The 18,220-nt window shown below is 41.8% G+C and carries 15 protein-coding genes; 10 read left to right on the top strand and 5 right to left on the bottom strand.

All coding sequences use genetic code 11. The features are described 5' to 3' along the window. Positions 1–8: 8 nt before the first annotated feature. The 3 genes from BMZ72_RS05885 to BMZ72_RS05875 all read left to right on the top strand — a co-directional run bounded on the left by BMZ72_RS05885 (position 9) and on the right by BMZ72_RS05875 (position 6,288). Entirely contained in the window at positions 9–1,268 is a 1,260-nt protein-coding gene (locus BMZ72_RS05885) for an MFS transporter (protein WP_218155207.1), read from the top strand. A gap of 25 nt (positions 1,269–1,293) precedes the next feature. Further along, a complete protein-coding gene (locus BMZ72_RS05880; protein WP_143087614.1) occupies positions 1,294–2,754 on the top strand; it encodes a porin in 1,461 nt (486 codons plus the stop codon). Positions 2,755–2,844: 90 nt separating this feature from the next. Beyond that, a complete protein-coding gene (locus BMZ72_RS05875) occupies positions 2,845–6,288 on the top strand; it encodes a T9SS type A sorting domain-containing protein (protein ID WP_089806172.1) in 3,444 nt (1,147 codons plus the stop codon). Between the two features lie 215 nt (positions 6,289–6,503). Here the strand turns inward: BMZ72_RS05875 and BMZ72_RS05870 are convergent, their stop codons facing one another. The 3 genes from BMZ72_RS05870 to BMZ72_RS05860 all read right to left on the bottom strand — a co-directional run bounded on the left by BMZ72_RS05870 (position 6,504) and on the right by BMZ72_RS05860 (position 8,504). Then, on the bottom strand, positions 6,504–6,851 hold the full coding sequence (locus BMZ72_RS05870; RefSeq protein ID WP_089806170.1) for a 4Fe-4S binding protein: 348 nt from the start codon (positions 6,849–6,851) through the stop codon (positions 6,504–6,506). A gap of 261 nt (positions 6,852–7,112) precedes the next feature. Continuing rightward, a complete protein-coding gene (locus BMZ72_RS05865; RefSeq protein ID WP_089806168.1) occupies positions 7,113–7,838 on the bottom strand; it encodes a YoaK family protein in 726 nt (241 codons plus the stop codon). A 60-nt stretch (positions 7,839–7,898) separates the two neighbouring features. After that, on the bottom strand, positions 7,899–8,504 hold the full coding sequence (locus BMZ72_RS05860; protein ID WP_089806166.1) for a methyltransferase domain-containing protein: 606 nt from the start codon (positions 8,502–8,504) through the stop codon (positions 7,899–7,901). Between the two features lie 261 nt (positions 8,505–8,765). Between BMZ72_RS05860 and BMZ72_RS05855 the strand changes: the two genes are divergently transcribed. Beyond that, positions 8,766–9,473: a Crp/Fnr family transcriptional regulator gene (locus BMZ72_RS05855; protein ID WP_089806164.1), complete on the top strand. Its 708-nt coding sequence runs from the start codon at positions 8,766–8,768 to the stop codon at positions 9,471–9,473. 62 nt (positions 9,474–9,535) lie between these two features. Further along, a complete protein-coding gene (locus BMZ72_RS05850) occupies positions 9,536–11,506 on the top strand; it encodes an SEL1-like repeat protein (protein ID WP_089807253.1) in 1,971 nt (656 codons plus the stop codon). 138 nt (positions 11,507–11,644) lie between these two features. Here BMZ72_RS05850 and BMZ72_RS05845 read toward each other — a convergent pair whose 3' ends face one another. Next, positions 11,645–12,433 (bottom strand): hypothetical protein, encoded by a 789-nt coding sequence (locus tag BMZ72_RS05845; protein WP_089806162.1) that lies wholly within the window; start codon positions 12,431–12,433, stop codon positions 11,645–11,647. A gap of 103 nt (positions 12,434–12,536) precedes the next feature. On the opposite strand from BMZ72_RS05845, the gene BMZ72_RS05840 reads away from it, so the two are divergent. The 4 genes from BMZ72_RS05840 to BMZ72_RS36280 all read left to right on the top strand — a co-directional run bounded on the left by BMZ72_RS05840 (position 12,537) and on the right by BMZ72_RS36280 (position 16,059). Beyond that, the gene (locus tag BMZ72_RS05840) at positions 12,537–13,466 is read left to right on the top strand and encodes a winged helix-turn-helix domain-containing protein (protein WP_089806160.1); all 930 of its coding nucleotides are present in this window, start codon (positions 12,537–12,539) and stop codon (positions 13,464–13,466) included. Positions 13,467–13,618: 152 nt separating this feature from the next. Beyond that, positions 13,619–14,371 carry a hypothetical protein gene (locus BMZ72_RS05835; protein WP_089806158.1) on the top strand — a complete coding sequence of 251 codons (753 nt, stop codon included), beginning with the start codon at positions 13,619–13,621 and terminating at the stop codon, positions 14,369–14,371. A 412-nt stretch (positions 14,372–14,783) separates the two neighbouring features. After that, positions 14,784–15,572, top strand: a complete 789-nt coding sequence (locus tag BMZ72_RS05830; protein WP_089806156.1) for a hypothetical protein — start codon at positions 14,784–14,786, stop codon at positions 15,570–15,572. Between the two features lie 220 nt (positions 15,573–15,792). Next, positions 15,793–16,059 carry a hypothetical protein gene (locus BMZ72_RS36280; protein WP_143087612.1) on the top strand — a complete coding sequence of 89 codons (267 nt, stop codon included), beginning with the start codon at positions 15,793–15,795 and terminating at the stop codon, positions 16,057–16,059. A gap of 695 nt (positions 16,060–16,754) precedes the next feature. Here BMZ72_RS36280 and BMZ72_RS05815 read toward each other — a convergent pair. After that, positions 16,755–17,087 carry a hypothetical protein gene (locus BMZ72_RS05815; RefSeq protein ID WP_089806150.1) on the bottom strand — a complete coding sequence of 111 codons (333 nt, stop codon included), beginning with the start codon at positions 17,085–17,087 and terminating at the stop codon, positions 16,755–16,757. Between the two features lie 263 nt (positions 17,088–17,350). Between BMZ72_RS05815 and BMZ72_RS05810 the strand changes: the two genes are divergently transcribed. Then, positions 17,351–18,196 carry a hypothetical protein gene (locus BMZ72_RS05810; protein ID WP_143087611.1) on the top strand — a complete coding sequence of 282 codons (846 nt, stop codon included), beginning with the start codon at positions 17,351–17,353 and terminating at the stop codon, positions 18,194–18,196. The last annotated feature ends 24 nt before the right edge of the window (positions 18,197–18,220 follow it).

Below are 18,220 nucleotides of genomic sequence, written 5' to 3'. Positions count from 1 at the left end.
GATGAATCATGAGAAATAATATGACTGGCGAAAAAGTTCCGGGGAGGACAGGGATCTTTCAGGATCGCACGTTTATTATTGCGTGGGTCTTCGGACTATTGTTCTATTTCCTTGAATATGTAATAAGATCGGCGCCTGCGGTAATGATCACCCAGCTTACAGCGCTATTTAAAGCAACACCACTTGGCCTGAGTAGCATACTGGGGACTTATTATTATACCTATTCTGCTACCAGTCTTATCGCAGGTGTTTCCTTGGACCGTTTTGGGGCAAAGTATCCGTTAACATTTGGCACTGGTATACTTTTTCTGGGCTGTATGCTGTTTGCTATTCCAATGGCCGTTATGGGCGATATTGGCCGCTTGCTGCAGGGAGCAGGATCAGCTTTTGCGTTCACCGGATGTGTATATCTGGCAGCACACGGCTTTGCTCCAAAATATCTGGCAACGGCTATTGGTGTAACACAGTGTATCGGTATGCTGGGTGGTTCAGCAGGACAATTCGTTACGGGGTCGCTCCTGAAGTCCACGACTGTCACCACCTTCTGGATTGTCGCAGGTATAGGCTGTGGCATTATCTGTTTACTTCTTTTTTTCAGTACGCCTAAAGAGAAGATGAGAAGATACGAGGGACATGTAGTTTTGAGTATCCTTAAACCCTATCAAATTGTTTTCACGAATCTGCAATCCTACCTAAGCGGCTTGATTTCCGGCCTGTTGTTCGCTCCGACGACAATTTTTGCGATGACCTGGGGTGTCACCATCTTACAGCATGACAGAGGTATGTCTTATGACGTTGCAGTAGTCTCCTGCTCCATGGTGCCGCTTGGTTGGGTGATCGGCGCACCTCTGCTTGGCTGGATCTCTGACCAGATAGGTAAACGGAAGCCGGTCCTACTTATCAGTATCCTCTGCATGCTGGTCTGCCTGGTGCAACTGGCCTACATTCCCAACCTGTGCCGCCCGGTAGTAACCATGCTGATTTTCGGAATTTTTTCTGGTGCGGCAATGATACCATACTCCATTATAAAAGAAGCCAATCCCGATAGCGTCAAAGGTAGTGCGACCGGCGGAATCAATTTTCTGACATTCGGCGTCACAGCCATCCTCGGGCCTGTATTTGCCCATTTCTTCGGTAAGACCTTACTCACTACAACTGATCCTCAGGCACATTTTGCAGGGGTAATTATATTCCTGCTGGCAACTACAACAATTGCACTCCTACTTAGCCGGATTATAACGGAGACTGGCCAGGCAGTAAAAAAGTAATGATCGCTTACACAAATCAATGACCATGAACTCGCAGAAATACATCAGGCACACGCTTGCAACCATTCTTTTAATACTTGGCAGTACTGTTGTATATGCCCAGGGTGGTTCCCCGTCATACACAGATGGCCTTACAGTAAAACTGGACAGCACTGGTAGAAAATATGTCCGTTTTTTAATTTGGACAGACTTCAGGGCTCGTTATACGGACCTCAATCCTGGTACTGCGGTAAACGGTATTGCTAAAGAGCACATGTTTGATTTCAGCGTTCGGCAATTTCGACTCGCTCTTTATAGCCAGTTAAGTCCGCGGTATCTTATTTTAGGGACCATTGGGATGGATAATCAAAGCTTTTCCAGCGGCGGTTCCGCTGGCGGTGGCAATACAGGCAACGGTGGTGCTACTTTCAACGGAACACTGGGTAAAAAACCCTCCTTATATGTGCACGAGCTATGGAATGAATTCACCGTCGTTCCCGATAATGATTTCAAAACAAAAAAGCGAAATTTTGCATCTCTCTATATCGGTACCGGTTTGCACTACTGGGTAGGCATCAGTCGGATGTCTTCGTTAAGTTCATTTAATTTCCTTGCGATAGATGCCCCTATATACAACTGGCCCCTTATAGATAATTCAGATCAATTGGGCCGTCAGGTTGGTGTATATATTAAAGGAAATATCGGTCCTGTAAGTTATCGTTGGGCGGTCAATAAGCCTTTTACAATCGTAAACCCTGCAATTGTCTATAATAGCCCTAATGCGCCGGAATTGAATTATGCAGTTGACAACAATGCGAAAGGAGATCTTTCAACGACAGGGTATGCTGCGTGGAATTTTTTTGAGAGAGAAAATACGTTGGTTCCTTATACTACAGGTACCTATGTGGGTACGAAAAAGGTGTTTAATATTGGTGCTGGTTACTACCACACTGGCAATGGTACCAGCACACAGGTCGATAACACAACAATATCTGCCTTCAAATACCATGATATCAACATTTGGGCAGCCGATGTATTCGCAGATATTCCCTTTGGTGGCGATCGACAGAACTGGGCTATCACCGGATATAGTGTCTACTATCATGATGACTTTGGACCGAACTATCTGAGGAATGGCTCAATTATCAATGAGAACGTCGGCCCGGCTAAAGGCTATACCGGCGTCGTATCTCAGGCCGGATACGGGAATCTTGCTCCAATTATAGGAACAGGATCATCATGGTTTACCCAGGCGGGCCTTCTTCTACCGAAAACGCTATTAAAAACAGATGCGATACGTATTCAGCCTTTTGCTGAGTATAGCCTGCAGCAATTCGACAGATATGGAACTTCAAAATTTACCTGGTGGAGTGCGGGTGGAAACATTTACCTCGATGGCCATCACGCCCGGATTTCCTTTAAATACCAAACCAGGCCTATTGTAATTGACAACCACCAGGCGTACTCAAAAGGAACTTTCGTTATCGCGACACAGGTGTTTTTGTAAAAGATTTCAGGTAAATCCGACTTGAAAGAATCAGAATTCAGTGAGAAAATTATATATATTTACACTATTCTTTCGATTAATCCCCCTACCATGAAATATTATTGTTACCTGGCCACATTAGTTGCCTGTTTTTGTTTAACCCGGTCCTCCTATGCACAGTCGGGAAATATTCCCTCCTACTACATGAAGGATACAACTGTAACAGTAGATGAATGTTATTTTTTTGATGAAGGTGGTCCCGATGCAGGATATACCGGAGGCACTAAAACAATGACCTTCACTTCTAATACAGGCGGCCCCCTTTGTATGAACATCGATAGTCTGGGCTTTGCTGATGACTTTGATGTATTGGAAGTGTTTGACGGCAACTCCGTAAACGCACCGTTGCTGGGTGCTATCAGCAGTGGTAAAGTAGAAGGTTTCCCATGGGCCTATAAAGCTACTGGTCCCAGTTTAACTTTCCGGTTCAAGGCGTCCTTCTGGAAACCTGAAACAGGCAAAGGCTGGGCCACACACATTTATACCTACAACGCCAACCCGCCGGAAGCAAAGCTGGACATGGTGTGGACAGGACTCAGACGCGGCAGCATGGATACCACCGATTATGACAAAGATGGCGATCCCGATATCGTAAGCGGCGGCGCCATATTTCGTAATGATACCCGCAAAGATTCTATATTTCTTTTCAAAGACAGGGTGTTGACTTCTATCGGGAACTGGCAGAACTGCAATGCCGAAACCGCTGATTTTGATGGCGATGGCGATATGGATGTTTTCGTAACAGGTGAAACCGGCGGCATCAACGTTATTACTGCCAAACTTTACCTCAATAACGGAAACGGTACCTTTACCCCGTCAACGCAAACCTTTACACCAGTTACACAGGGCGATCTGAAATTGCTGGACTATAATAAAGACGGCAGGATGGATATCTCCTACACGGGACTGTCCTCTTCTCCCGGAAATTATATCATCAGGTTATATCTTAATAACGGAAATAGTGTATTTACCGAACAAGCAGTGAACGTGCCCGTAACAGATAACTCTTCACTGGATTGGGCGGATGTTGAAGGAGACGGCGATATGGACCTCTTATTCAATGTAAGAAAACCGGGGAATTTTATAATAGTCAACCTGTTTATCAACAACAATAATATTTTTACTGAACAGGATATTCTTTCAGATCATCTGATTGCATCTTCTGTTCAGGGCGACATTCGTTTTGCAGATATTAACGGCGACCAGCAACCAGATATCACTGTCAGCGGACAAGATGGCGGCTGGCAGGTAATGCCCATAGGTATTTACATCAATCACGGTAATAATACCTTTGAACAACTACCACACAACCTCCCCCTGATGTATGATTGTGAGCTTGAATGGAAGGATTACGATGGCGACGGCGATGCTGACCTCCTGCTAACAGGAACGAATACGCTGCAGGGAGACTGGTATAACGTTGGGGTATACAGGAACAATGGCAATGGCGACTTTACTGCATTCAATCTACCCAATTCCGGTTACAGCCATGTACGCTGGGGTGATATTAATGCAGACGGCAAACAGGATGTATTGGTGCTGAACCAATACGAATACAGCTACATTGCTAAGAACATGGGTAGTGACTCTTTTGCTGTTGCAACTTTTCCACTTCCACTTATGAGTCAGAACGGTGATGGACTGATCGGCGATTTTGATGGCGACAGGATACCAGACTTATTGTTGGCAGGCATTCTTTCTGATCTCAACGAAGATTATAACAACAACTCCTACTTCAGGGCAGGTGTTGGCATGAAATCTCAGTGGATCCCTAAATTTACCATGGTTGCCGATCTGCTGCTGGATAGCAATCCGCCAGGTACGGAGAATCCTGTGTATCAATGGGCTGATTATGACAATGACGGTCTTGCAGATATAATTGTGCACGACCCACGCGGCGAAGCATTAAAAGCATATAAAAATCAGGGGAACGATACTTTTAAATGCGTATACGCTTCTGCACAACCTGCCGGTTACAATCTCTTTGTAAGAGGAGCTGCTATGGCTGATCTTGACAATGACGGAAAAAACGAGCTGGTGGTAGCTCCCAATATTGTTTCCAGATGGGATGGAAATGATTTTACGCTGCTATATAATGAAGGCCAGGAACGCCCTATTGACGATTGGTATCTGTTAGCGCTGGCTGACTATAACGATGATGGTTACAAAGATCTTGCACTTTGGTCAGGCGGCATAGTTGAAATCTTTAAAAATGACCACACGGGTAAACTGATATCGCTGGATAAGCGGTATGAGATGAGACCTGTTAATCATGCCAACTTCATTAAATGGGCAGACCTGGACAATGACGGTGACCTGGACATCGCCACCAGTGACGGTATGCTTGAAAACCACGGCAACGATAATTTTGAATACCGGACAGGTCCTCCTCAATATGCAAGTGCAGCCGTTACTGATCTGAACGGAGACTATTTACCTGATATCTTTACACAAGGGAGGACTTATTATAGCCAGGGACCTAACTACTTCTATAAAGATATAACCTATACCGCAGCCTGGCATGATGCCTACGCTGGCAGCATTATATCCCTGGATGTGGACAAGGACGGAGATCAGGATATCATCTGCGGAACCGATCGCTACCCAAAAGCGTTGTTACTGAATAATAGCAATTTTGCACCGGGCATTCAGCTGCCACAGCCAGCTATTGACGGACTGAAAAGTACATACTGTGATGCAGCAGGTATGGCTACAGGCCGCATCACCAACCTTCCTCCTGCAGCATATAAGGCCAGGGTAACAGTTAAACTGGACGGCACAATACTTACAGCTGCGACGGACGGTAGTTTCACATTTGATCTTCAGCCACTGAGCAGCGGCTCACATCTGCTGAAGGTGACCGTTGCCGCGCAGACCGCGTCCACAGTATCAGAAGAGGTAACCTTTACACTTGATAAGGCAGTTACACCCCAGGTGGATGTAACCGCTAACATGACGACTATTATATCCCTTGGCCAACCGTTAGTGCTCACCGCTGCTAACATTACTGGTGGTGGAGACAATCCATTGTATGCCTTCGCAAGTGATATGGCGTTTACAAAAATGTTGCAGAAGGACAGCAATGCCGTTACTTTAACAATGCTACCACAACTGCTAAAAATAGGCATCAACAAACTGTTTGTACGTATGCGTAGCAGCGAACAATGCTATAATTCCCTGACAGCAATTGACAGCATTACCATCACCAGGGACATCGCTACCGGCATCCAGGATCCTGTTGCTGAGGATAATGCCATCTATCCGTTTCCCAATCCGTTCCGGGATAAGGTGTATTTAAAAGGATTATCGCCATTACATACCTATACTGTAACCCTCCAGGATCTACAGGGACGGGTTTTATACAGTACAAAGCTGATCAATCCATCCAATCCACCACTAAACCTCCCCGTTAATCCGGGCATTTATTTGCTGACGATCTATGATGAGCATAATAAAAGTTTGTTAACAACACTTAAACTGGTAAAGGCAGAATAGAAAAAACACTTTGATATCATGATAAAAAGAGGTCGTCTCATAAAAGAGGCGGCCTCTTTTCATTTGGGCTGTATGGCGGATCAAAGCAACGTATTATCGTTTAAAGTAAATGTAAAAAGGAGAAAAAGCAACTAGCCTTTTCTCCTTTTTAGTTTGGTATGCCTGCCATCGTTTTTGCCTGATGAGCAGCCACCGATAATTTTTATACTTTCTGATTAAAGATGTAATTTATCTTTCTTGTTCAGCAGTTCTTCTATTGACTCCCGGTACATTTCGTCTGGTACACAAGAGTCAACCGGGCATGCAGTCACACATTGCGGTTCCTCATGAAATCCCTGACACTCCGTACATTTATCAGGAACGATGTAATACGGTCCGGTTGACAAGGGAGCATTGCGCTGGCTGGCATCAATAATTGATCCGTCCTTCAATACAAAATCACCTTTAACCGATGTGCCGTCAGCCATTGCCCATTCTACGCCTCCCTCATAGATTGCGTTATTGGGACATGCTGATTCGCAAGCTGCACAGAAAATGCAGTCATCTGTAATTTTAAGAGCCATAAGTAATTAAATTTGGAAGCTGTCTATGCTTCATTAAATAATAATCATTACGGTGATAAAATTAATAGAAAAATACTTATTACTTCATTTTTTTTCTCCCTCCACTTCTCCTGTAAGCAATCCCCTACTACCTGATTTGAAAATAATACTCGTTCTTAACGTCTGCTGCTATTTAAGTATTGCTCCTCATATTATGATGAAAATCAACAAAAAAATAGATAAGGCGATCCTCAAAGAAGTAAAGGTATAGATGAATGTGGTCTATTTCTTATTCAGCCTGGAAATGATACGTCTGGAATTAACCCTGAAAAAATCATAGCATATGGCGGTTAACAAAATGCCGATGGCAATATAAAAACTATGATACTGAAATTTTATAAAAGCAAACCCACCGAGAATACCGCCCGTTAGAAAAAATAATATAATGACAAGTCTCAGCACTATTTTTTTCTGAAGCAATGCATCTTTCCGGGGATATTTGAGCAATGCTGCGGACAGATCAACTCCGAGATCTGTAAACATGCCGGTAAGATGGGTAGTTCTTACAACGGCACCAGAGATGACAGACACCAATGCATTCTGCATTCCCATTGCAAAGAGCAGGCTACCTGCAAAATATTCGGTTTTAACAGTGGTGTGGTCGAAAGTATGTCCGAAATACCCTACAAAGTAAAAGATTACTATTTCTATTATAATAGGTATTGTATAGGAATGCCGCTTATCTCTGCCGGCCATCAATACATAAAGACTACAGAAGAACGCGCCGGACAAAAATAACAGCAGCCAGAGGCCGATCATTCGTACGGCGCGAAAATCTCCCTCTGTCAGCTTTACAGCAAGTAGAACCGCGTGCCCGGTTAGATTGGTGGTAAGTATAAAGAACCCTAAAAAACCTGATGCGTTTACAAATCCGGCGGTTGTACATAGTAATATAGCCAGACGGATATTTTGTCGAAAACTGCGTTTCTGCCTCCGGTATCTGAACATCTAATCAATCTTTAAGATCACTATCACTCAGCAAATTTTATTTAAACTTTGATATTACATCTATCTGTCCTTAATCCAACAGTTAAATAACATATCCACATCACTTTCTACCAGGCGATATCCTCCGGGAATACGCTCATATGAGCTTTGAAAGGTAACAAGGCGGGTTCCCTCAGGTCTTTGTTCGAGAATTTTGTATAGGTATTCTGTATAATAATCGTACAAACTTTCAGAATGATCAATGTTGTTATCTATATACAGGCTTTCATCGATCAGGTTTTCATAAAACGAATTGTAATAATAGAAATGATCAAATCCTGAATAGTCCAGTTGTGTAAAATTTGCATGGATAAAGGTAGCGTTGGTAATCCCTAATTGCTGTTGCACCTGATTAGCGACTACTATCAGACTTTTCCTCTGTTCCACTCCGTAAAATTCACAGTCAGGATGATGATAGCCTGCATTCAGGCAAAACTTACCCACACCTGACCCTATGTCCAGGATTTTCGCGCCCGGGGTAGCCGCCAAAAATCTACCAGCTTTTTGAGCTACCTCAACAGGTGTCCAGTGCAATCTGGACAAACTACGTATGGTAGGCGGATACAACTCATCAAAATTACTATTTGTTAAAAAAGTCTCTTCCAATGCTATTTTATCTGTATTCATAATAGTCTGCGATAAGTTGATACCGGTATTTTTCTCAATACAGAGAATACCGGTCAGTTTGAATGCCGCATAACTACTATAGGAGGCGTATCATTTACATTTAAACTGATCCATTCCTGGCCTTTGTCATAATAAAGCTGATCCTTATAGTGTTGCGCATTCGTTATGCAAAATTATCAACTTAAAGTTTCATTACCTTTGTAAGTAATCAATTTTAAAGTTGATAAAAGTCAACTTTCACTTATTATACATCCGGCTGATATGAGTTTGAAAGGTATCTTTCCAATAGATAAATGGATTTTCCGTTCCAGGTCAATACTGGAAAGCTTAACTGCAGATGAAACGGAGAAGCTATTGTCAGATGCGGTGGAGCAATATTACCCGAAGGGGCAGATCATCTTCAGAGAAAATAATCCCGCTTTTGGTATCTATTATATAAAAGAAGGGAAAATCAAAAAATATAAGCAAGACAGGAATGGCAATGAACACATCATATATGTGGCAAATGCAGGAGAATTGATAGGATATCACGCCGTATTAGCAGACAATACCTACCCGGATTCTGCCGCTGCGCTCGAAGATTGCACAATCGCCTTTATTCCAAGACATGCTTTCCTTTTAACAATAGCATCATCACCTGATTTATCCAGACATCTGTTAGGGGCACTCAGTCATGAATATAGCGTTCTTTCAAATAGTTTGTCGATCGTAGCCCGACACTCTGCCAAAGAGCGGTTGGCTATCTCACTAATTGTGTTGAGAGAAAAATATAAATTGTCTGAATATGATACAGGCGATATCTGTATCACTATTTCCCGTAAAGATCTGGCCAGTATGACTGCCACCACAGAAGAAAATGTGGTGCGCATGTTAAAGGAGCTTAAAAATGATAAAATTGTAGGTACGATAGGCCGGAAAATCATCATTTATGACGTAAAGTCATTGATAAAAATGACGAACTATCAATAGCTGATAATGCCCTGATGGGGTCCTTCCGGGAAGATATCAATTCCCTTGATTACCTTTGCAGCATGTCGCACAGCGTATACTTAATTAACACCAGCTCTCCATCAGCAATAGCTCGTCAGCATACAATGATGATGGAATGGGGATATGAGATGCCGTTATTATTACAACCTTTGTTAATAAGTGGCGGTTTTATTGAAAATAATGTTTTATACTATGATGCCAGATCCGGTATCGAAAATCTGAAAAAGTTTTACAACTTTCTGGATTCCACAACGTCTCTCATTAACAACAAAAGCCTCTTTACAACCTGCAAAGATAAGCTGTTCAAATATCTGGATGGTCTGGCACTCCCCTATTTTGCCATGAATGCCCGGAATGCATTCAATATGGAAGAGACGCCGCACGACGAACAGGCCGCTATCTGGATGGCAGATATCGCGTATAACAATGCCATCATTACCAGTGCTATGGATAATAACGATATATCCCTGTTGGCTTACAATAAGCTCAAACACGTTAGTATGGCATTTCATTCATTTGCTGAACTGCTTAATTATGGGGAGTATTATTATGGATGGGGACATATCTATCAGGAACCGGAAAGAGAGGAAATTTACAATGAGCATGGATTATGGGGATTAAAAACTTCCAAAGGAGAAATATTGCTGCCTCCTCAGTTTGACGAATTTTATGAATTTGGCGAACAGGACATTGCTGTGGTAATGAAGGCACAGAAATATGGCTACGTGCACAGATCAGGCGATATCATCGTGCCGCCGGAATGGGATAATGCTTATGATTTCGATTATTCTGATCTGGCAATTGTTCAGCGCAATGGTCTGCTGGGATTAATCGATCTTTCGGGCAGGATTGTGGCTGAACCAGTATATGAAGCGCTTAACAAGTTCGGATATCATGGTCATTACATTGCAAACAAGAATGGAAATTGGGGCATATTGGCCGGGGATGCAAAAGTGATCATCAATTTTAAATACGACAAAATAGAGCTGTTGCATGAAGATGTGGTCATGCTACAGAAAGATGGGCTTTACAGTCTTACTGAAGATGGTGAACAGTTTGAGCTGATAGTACGTAAATCCCCTCATCAGGGATTTGCCTGGGCTTTCAAGGGGAAAGACGTATACCTTATAGATAAATATGGGATATCAAGAGCCAATAAAGCACTGGTGCAACAGGATGCCGAAAGTGAAGGCTATAGCTTTTATTACGATGACATAGTGCGTGCCCGACTCCTGGCATATGGAAAGACGCCCGATGAAAATACTGTTACAGACGCTTACACACCGGTGGAAGAATTGTATAATATCGGCGTAGATGCTTATGACAGACAAGATTACTCTTCAGCCATTTATCACTATACCCTTGCCGCTGAAAAAGGCTTTGGTTATGCGATGAACAACCTGGCCTATATCTATTACATGATCGAAGGATATGTCGATGATGACAAGGCATTTTACTGGTATGAGAAGGGAGCTGCCGCCGGCAATACAAATGCGCTCAATGGATTGAGCCTGTGTTACCAGTATGGCATAGGCACTGACCCTGATATAGAAAAAGCCATTGACCTGTTACTACAGGCAGCTGAAGAAGGTATGGCTTCGGCACATAATAACCTGGGCTTTCTACTTTATGACAGAGATCCTGAACTGGCATTATATCACTATCATCAGGCGGAAAAACTGGGTGAACCGGACAACGGTTTGCTGGGATCCATGTATGAAGAAAAGGGGGATTTTGAAACCGCTCTCCGGTACTACCAAAAGGACGATTCCGAACTCAGTGCGTTTAACCAGGGAAATTTTCATCTGAAAGGATTAGCCACAGCAAAAAATATAAAAACAGCAATAGACCACTTTACAACAGCAGCAGCGGGTGGTTATGATAGGGCGCATATTGAACTGGCACGAATATATCTGTTTGAAGAGGGTTTTATTGATCAGGAAAAAGCAAAAGCACATATAATGGCAGCGAGAGAAGCAGGTCTTGAGATACCAGATGAATTATTAACGTGATGCGAATGCTATAGTGAAGCTACAATCCACTAGTGGACATAAAAACAGCAAACCTCTTCTATGAGCAGGTTTGCTGTTTTGGGCTAAATATTCTTCATACTATAATGTCGTGAACTCCATCATTCCGTACACTAGCTATTATATATCGGATTTCGTTTCTTTTTGTAAGATCAATTTTTCTGCATTAATCTTTCCACAATAAATCTCTTTATCGTTAATTCTATAAAACAGATCTTGTCCTTTTAGGCTAAGTCCTGTTCGCAAGGTACCGTTTACGGCCCGGTGAGTGAGCGCTACCACGTAAAACGTACCTGAATCACCAGGATAAATGGTCCTTTTTAACGAAGGAGCTTTTTGAAGCGCGTTATCTAAAGATGCTGCAACCGGCAGCCCATAGTTAAACAAATCCTCTTTTTCGTGTGTCATTGTATCAGCAGGAAGGAATATTCTATAATAGCTGCCCGCTGAAGAAGGAAGTTCAAATGAATCCACAGGAAAATCAATCGCCAGTTCAAAAGGACGAGGTGTTTCATTGATGATGCGCGTCCAGAATATAGCATAAATATATACATTCCCCTTGGGGTCGGTATATTTTAGCCCACCTCTGGGAAAGCTGTTTTGTATGATCAGGCGCTTACCGATAGCATCAGCATATGTGTATTTAGTATAGACGTATTGTTCATAAGAGCTGGGAGAGGTGACTACGTTTGTCGTTTCAGACTTGCTATTCTCTTTTGAGAGGTTCGCTTTGTTTTGTCCTCCGCAGGAAGTGAAGAAAACAAGTATCAACGATAAAACAGGTATCTGGATGTATTTCATAATTTCTTTTATTTTACTTTGGTAACAGTTACAAGGATCCAGTAGCGGCCAATCCAGGTTCTTTTTTTCAATTTTCAGTAAATACTTAGACATTTCTTTATTTTCCATATCCGGTTAAATTGATTCGGCGAATCTACTTTGATATCTTTCAGTGCAGAGAATCCGGATTGTAAATAGAATTGTAAACTTTGTAAATAAATAATTGACAATCATGCATTTTAATCAGAGTCTCCTTTCCGGGAAGCGCAAATACCTGTTCGGATTAATGCTATTCCTGTTTGCCGCCGTATGCTGTGTGGCTTTCAGTATGGAAGGTAGCGACGATTTTGATCTCTCCAGAAGGGAAGTGTTATTCCGCAGGATCGGACATGAACTACTTTTACAGTCGGGCGATAGTACATCAACGGTCCTCCCGGTAAGAAAGATCGCTGAAAATGAATACCAAATCAGTTTTGAGCATGAGTTTGCCTTTCAACCGGACTCACTGGTGAATACTACCCGGCGTTTATTGGCCCGGGACCCGTTCGTACGTGATTATGTTGTTAAGGTGCTGAACTGCAGCAACTCCAGCGTAGCTTACGGATATGCTCTATCCAGGGATAAAAAAGATGACATTGTCACCTGTATAGGGAGAAAGCAACCTAAAGCATGTTACCTGATCAACATTAAATTCAAACCGGTGAGCGTAAATACAGCTAAAAAGAGGTATTTATTAGGGAGTCTGCCCTTTTTAGCACTTGTTGGTTTTATGCTGCTTAAATCTGTTAAGCCACCAGTAGTGTTACCGGAGGCTTTACCAGCCGTTGTACCGGAAACGTTACCCGGGATTGTCTCACATACAGACATGATTACTTTGGGCGCAGTTTTGTTTGATACGAAGAATCGTAAGCTCATAATAGATGAAAAGCAGATCGACCTTACCGCAACTGAAACCCGTGTCTTTCAGATTTTCGCGTCGTCTCCTAACGAGACAATCGAAAGAAGCCGGTTACAAAAAGAGATCTGGGAAGATGAAGGAGTTATTGTAGGTCGTAGTCTGGATATGTTCATCTCAAAACTTCGGAAAAAGCTGGAATTTGATCCAAACATCAACATTGTGGTTATACGTGGAAAAGGATACAAACTTGAAATCAGTGCTTAAAAAATCGCCATATTCAACGGCCTCTGCCTGGCGTGGCTTTATTCCCTCTCCTGCTACAAGCCAGGATTTTTTGAAAAGCACCAAGCCCAGATATGATTTTTTAATATATAAATACTACATTAGCTTCCTGTTAAACAGATATCCCTATATTTATGCCCACAAGAAAACAAATTTGGATTTCCATTGCGGCCGGTTTATTTATACTTGGCGCCATTGGTAAATGCAATGACCACTTCAACAAAAACAAGAAAGACGCAACCCAACCCAAGACGTCACGCAATGGCCAGCACGACAGTACATCAGTTGCAGCTGCTAAGTCGGCTGATACTTCAAAGTGGCAGTATTATAATAAGGAAGATCGGATGACATCGACAATTTCCTATTATGCCGCCGATCTTTACGCTGATGAAAGAATAACTACTGGTGGCTATTACCAGGACCGGTCATCATCAACGACCACTTCGAAAACAACAATCAAAGAAAAAAGGTCATGGTTCCAAACCAAAAAAACCAATGATCGTAAAAAATTTGAGGCTACCACCACAACGACTACCACAAATGACAACAGTCCTGAGTGGGTATCCTATACCGGCTATTTGTTCTTCCATCTTAAATACGATGACAAGAAAAACACTACTGTTGAAATCCTCTCGTCTACCCACGTTTTAGACGTGAATTTTAAGACCGTCAGAATACGTTTTGACGACAATGAGCCAAAGCGGTACAATATCACAGTTAATACAGCTAATAAAAGTGATGCGAATGGATTTTACATTAGTTCGCCGAAAGAAATTATAGCGATGTTAAAAAAATCAAAGAAAGTATTGGTGGAGATTGTTGCCGAGGGTAGCGAACTTCAAAGAATATTTACTTTCCAGGTAGCAGGATTACAATGGGAACATTAGGCTATACCGTTATATTAACTTCTTAATGGAAATGGGAATCTGCTCTGGTAGCAGGTTCCCATTTTCGTTTCGCTTCATTTCCACTTTAAACATCTGATAATCAAACATTAACCAGTTCAATTTCATAGAAGGTCATCCCAGGTGCTGATCCCGGGCGCCATCCATTTACCTCACATAAACTTATCAAGTTTGTAATTACACCGGTATAAAATGCTGCCTTAGTTGTTTATATAAGGTCGCAGGAGGCGTTTGCAACATCTTTCTGGTAAGCAGGAATAAATCATCATATGCAAATTCATGGTAACCCAATTTCGATGACCCGATAACCCAATAAATACAATTGACAATTTGATTAAACCTTATTACCTCATCTTATTACAATCACCTATATCATCAATTTAAAAACACAGTTATGAAACAATCAATCACAGGATGCCTTCTTGCTACCTGTATTATTATGGCCGGTTGTCGAAAGGACGAGAACCCCACTCAATCTCTTAACCCAAATTCATTGGCAAGCGCAGGCACTGCTGCAGGTACACTTGCAGAAGGTGTAGATGAAGCCAGTGGGTTTATGGCGGATAGTTACCTGGCAAACAATGACCTTGATCATGGAGGTCCTGGTCAGTATTGGAGTCCGATGGAGCCTTTACCGGTGGGACACGTCAACTACTACTATGGAAAAATAGAAATTACAGCGAAGTATAGAACACGTAACCTGCGCCCAATGGTTACTATCTTCTACCAATATGATTACGACAGGCTCAAAGGCCGCATTTACAAAATTGGTGCTCCTGAACAAGGTGAGGGAGAGGGACAACTAAGTTTCATTGGAACTTCCGGAGAAATAGACGGGGACTATGTAAACGGTGGGATAAATGCCGTTACCGCCAGAAATCCTAACGAGACACTGATCGCTGATGGAAATGCAGTCTATGGCGCCAATGAAAAAAGGACCATCGTTGTCTCTGTTAATGGAGGTATAAAAGTATTATTTGGTTTTAAAGCCGCTGAATTGGAAATTGGATCTGAACTTGAACAAGGATTTACCATCCAAAGGGCTACTAATGAAACAGGTTTCCACTCAGGGGATGTAGCGTACACCATTAAGGTGCCTGTCAGCGGCTGGACACAACTCTATCCAGTTTTTCAAAGATCAGTAACTATAAAAGGCGCTTTTTATGGCACAATTCGGGATTAGATTTCTTTTTCCATTGATATTGTCAATACTTGTTTGCACTGGTTGTAAAACGGACCGGCAATATCAAAATGGTTTCACTGTCCAAATATCCCATTCTGCTTTTCTCGAGAGTAAAAAGGATTGGAGTCAGGTATACAGTTTTAAGCCTATCAGTATGGTCTACCAGCCAGAAAAAAAACTGATGGTTATAAGCAGAACGATGATACCAGACTCTTTGCATATGTTTACGCTATCAAAGGAGGAAGAGCATAGAATTACCAGGAAATACGGAGCGTTCGAATTCCTGGGCGTGTTTGAGGATCACAATGTGCCACCGGAGTTTTCACACCTCTTTTATGTAAACCCAGATAACATGGACATTTTGCAGGTAAATAGGATGACAACTGATGCCAAAGGAACAGAAAAACTCACGGGCGCCATTCTTTACATGCGAGATTCTATCAACTATATGAGTGCTGACAGACTTTTTTTCAAACCGGGTGAATAGCATGCTTATATAGATATTCTACATCCGTTAAAAGATATTAAATAAAACACCTGATAAATAAATCCCCCGGGAGGTAGCTATTTCCTGGGGGATTTATACGCATAAAAGAGTCTATCCGGAAAATGGATATGTTCTGATTGAATAATTAAATACATAAATTTATTATTTTTAGCGCCTTAATACCTATATATTGAAGCCTGTTATATATTCAATTAAAAAGAGAATCCTATTTTCTGGGTAAAATTCCTACTGGTCCTCCTCGTCATTTTCTATGCATGGTCTATTGCGGGAACGCTTAATTTGCTGGTCGACTATGTAAACTGTAAAAGTTGTCATTTAAATCTCTACCTGTTCCTGAAATTCTTTTCACTGTTCTACATACCCTGGGCCTTTTATAAGCTGTCTAAACCAAAGAAGCTATGGGGCTGGATTTACATTTATGCCGAGCAACTGTTTTCCCTGGTGATTCACCTGGGAATGGGATACACTTACTTTAAAGGTAATGGCAGCATCGACGGTTTTCTGACACCGCTGATGATAAGGGGATTCTTTGCGTATTGCTTATGCATAGATCCGCTGGCGGATTACTTTGGCGCCTATATTGGCTATAGGCAAATAGCCAGAACGGTGATAGTGCCACTTGCTGTGATCTATATTTTAATAATGTACCTCTTCTGAATATAAGAACCATATGGTCACTTTCGCTTCTCCCTTACCATGTCCTCATACCTGGCCAACACCATGTCTTTTAACTCATCAAGGGGCTCACTTTTTATGGGATTAAATTGCTGTTTTTTAATTACCCCAATTAATAACTCGCCATTCCATTCCCTGATGTAGTAGTTATAAATCTCCTGAAATCCGCTTTCTTTGTCTATTTCAAGAACAGTCACTGAGATAATATCAATAGGCTCGGTTGGTGATATTTCATATGACTGTGGCTTTGAGGTAAAGTTGACGTTAAAAGTATATGGCTTTCCTTTACTATCGGGACGAATATACGAGAAGGCATTGGAGCTTGCTATCATAAATCAGCATTTACCCGCAAATTAGGGCAGAAGATTTCATAATACCAAATTATACCTTTCTTCATTCATTGCCATTCGGGATGGGCTGTGACCGCCTATAAATGCAACACATCTAATCTTTGAGGTCAACCATTTGTAAAAATGGTTTGTTGATCTTTTAAAAAAGAGCAATTTTCGCCATCAACAGTTCAAAAGAACCCGGAAAAAAGGATATTTACAATTAAATGCTAAAAGTTGAAAGCAGACTAAACAATAAAACAGATATGAATACACTATCCGCCCCCAAATTATTATTGTTAGCCCTTATTGTATTGGCTGGATGTAAAAAGAATAACACTCCAGATGCAGATCCTTCAAACCCCCTGTATCTGCCGGTAATGGTTTATTATACGTCCGATAATAGTGGTACCAATGAAAGATTTGCTGCTGACAGTATTGCGTACAATGCTGATAACACGCCATCAGCATTATTTATGCAGCAGAATCAAAATCAGGAGTGGCGGCAGCGTATTCAATTCGCATATAATGAACGGCAGCAATGTATTTCAGTAAAATGGTTCAGAAGCAATGAACTCATAGCACTGGATTCGCTGGTTTATGCGGGCAATAAAACAATCGTTTACAAAATAGAGCCTGTAAATCATAGTCTCACAGACAGTCTCTTTATTACATTCAATAACAATCAGGCATCACTGTTCGGAAGCAAGGATACTGTATCTGAAGCGAATATTAAGATGGTCCGCTATACTGAACTCACATATAGTGAAGGTAATCCCCTAAAGATCGTTGATCACCGGTTCGATAGTTATTTTGGCGAGGCCACATCAGCAACTGAGGAGTTGACCTGCACTTACGATAATCACCCCAATCCGCTCTATGAAGTATTTTCGCGCAATCCTTATATCATCAGTATTATACATCAGGATGACAACACACTTTCTGTAGGCAAGAACAGCCTGACAAGCCTTATTATCAAAAATAACGGTGGAAGCAGCCCTACAATTAATTTTGTTAATCAATATGATGCTGATGGTAAACTGTCATCCTCGCAGGCCAGTGCACTATCTGGCGACAAATTCGGTATCGAATATAGTTATATTAAGAAATAATAAAAGGCGGCTAATAATTGAACC

It is taken from the genome of Chitinophaga sp. YR627, from assembly GCF_900114995.1.
In the GTDB taxonomy this organism is placed as follows: Bacteria; Bacteroidota; Bacteroidia; order Chitinophagales; family Chitinophagaceae; genus Chitinophaga.
Note: the sequence above shows the minus strand (reverse complement) of the source record. Positions and strands in the feature narration are given on the sequence as shown.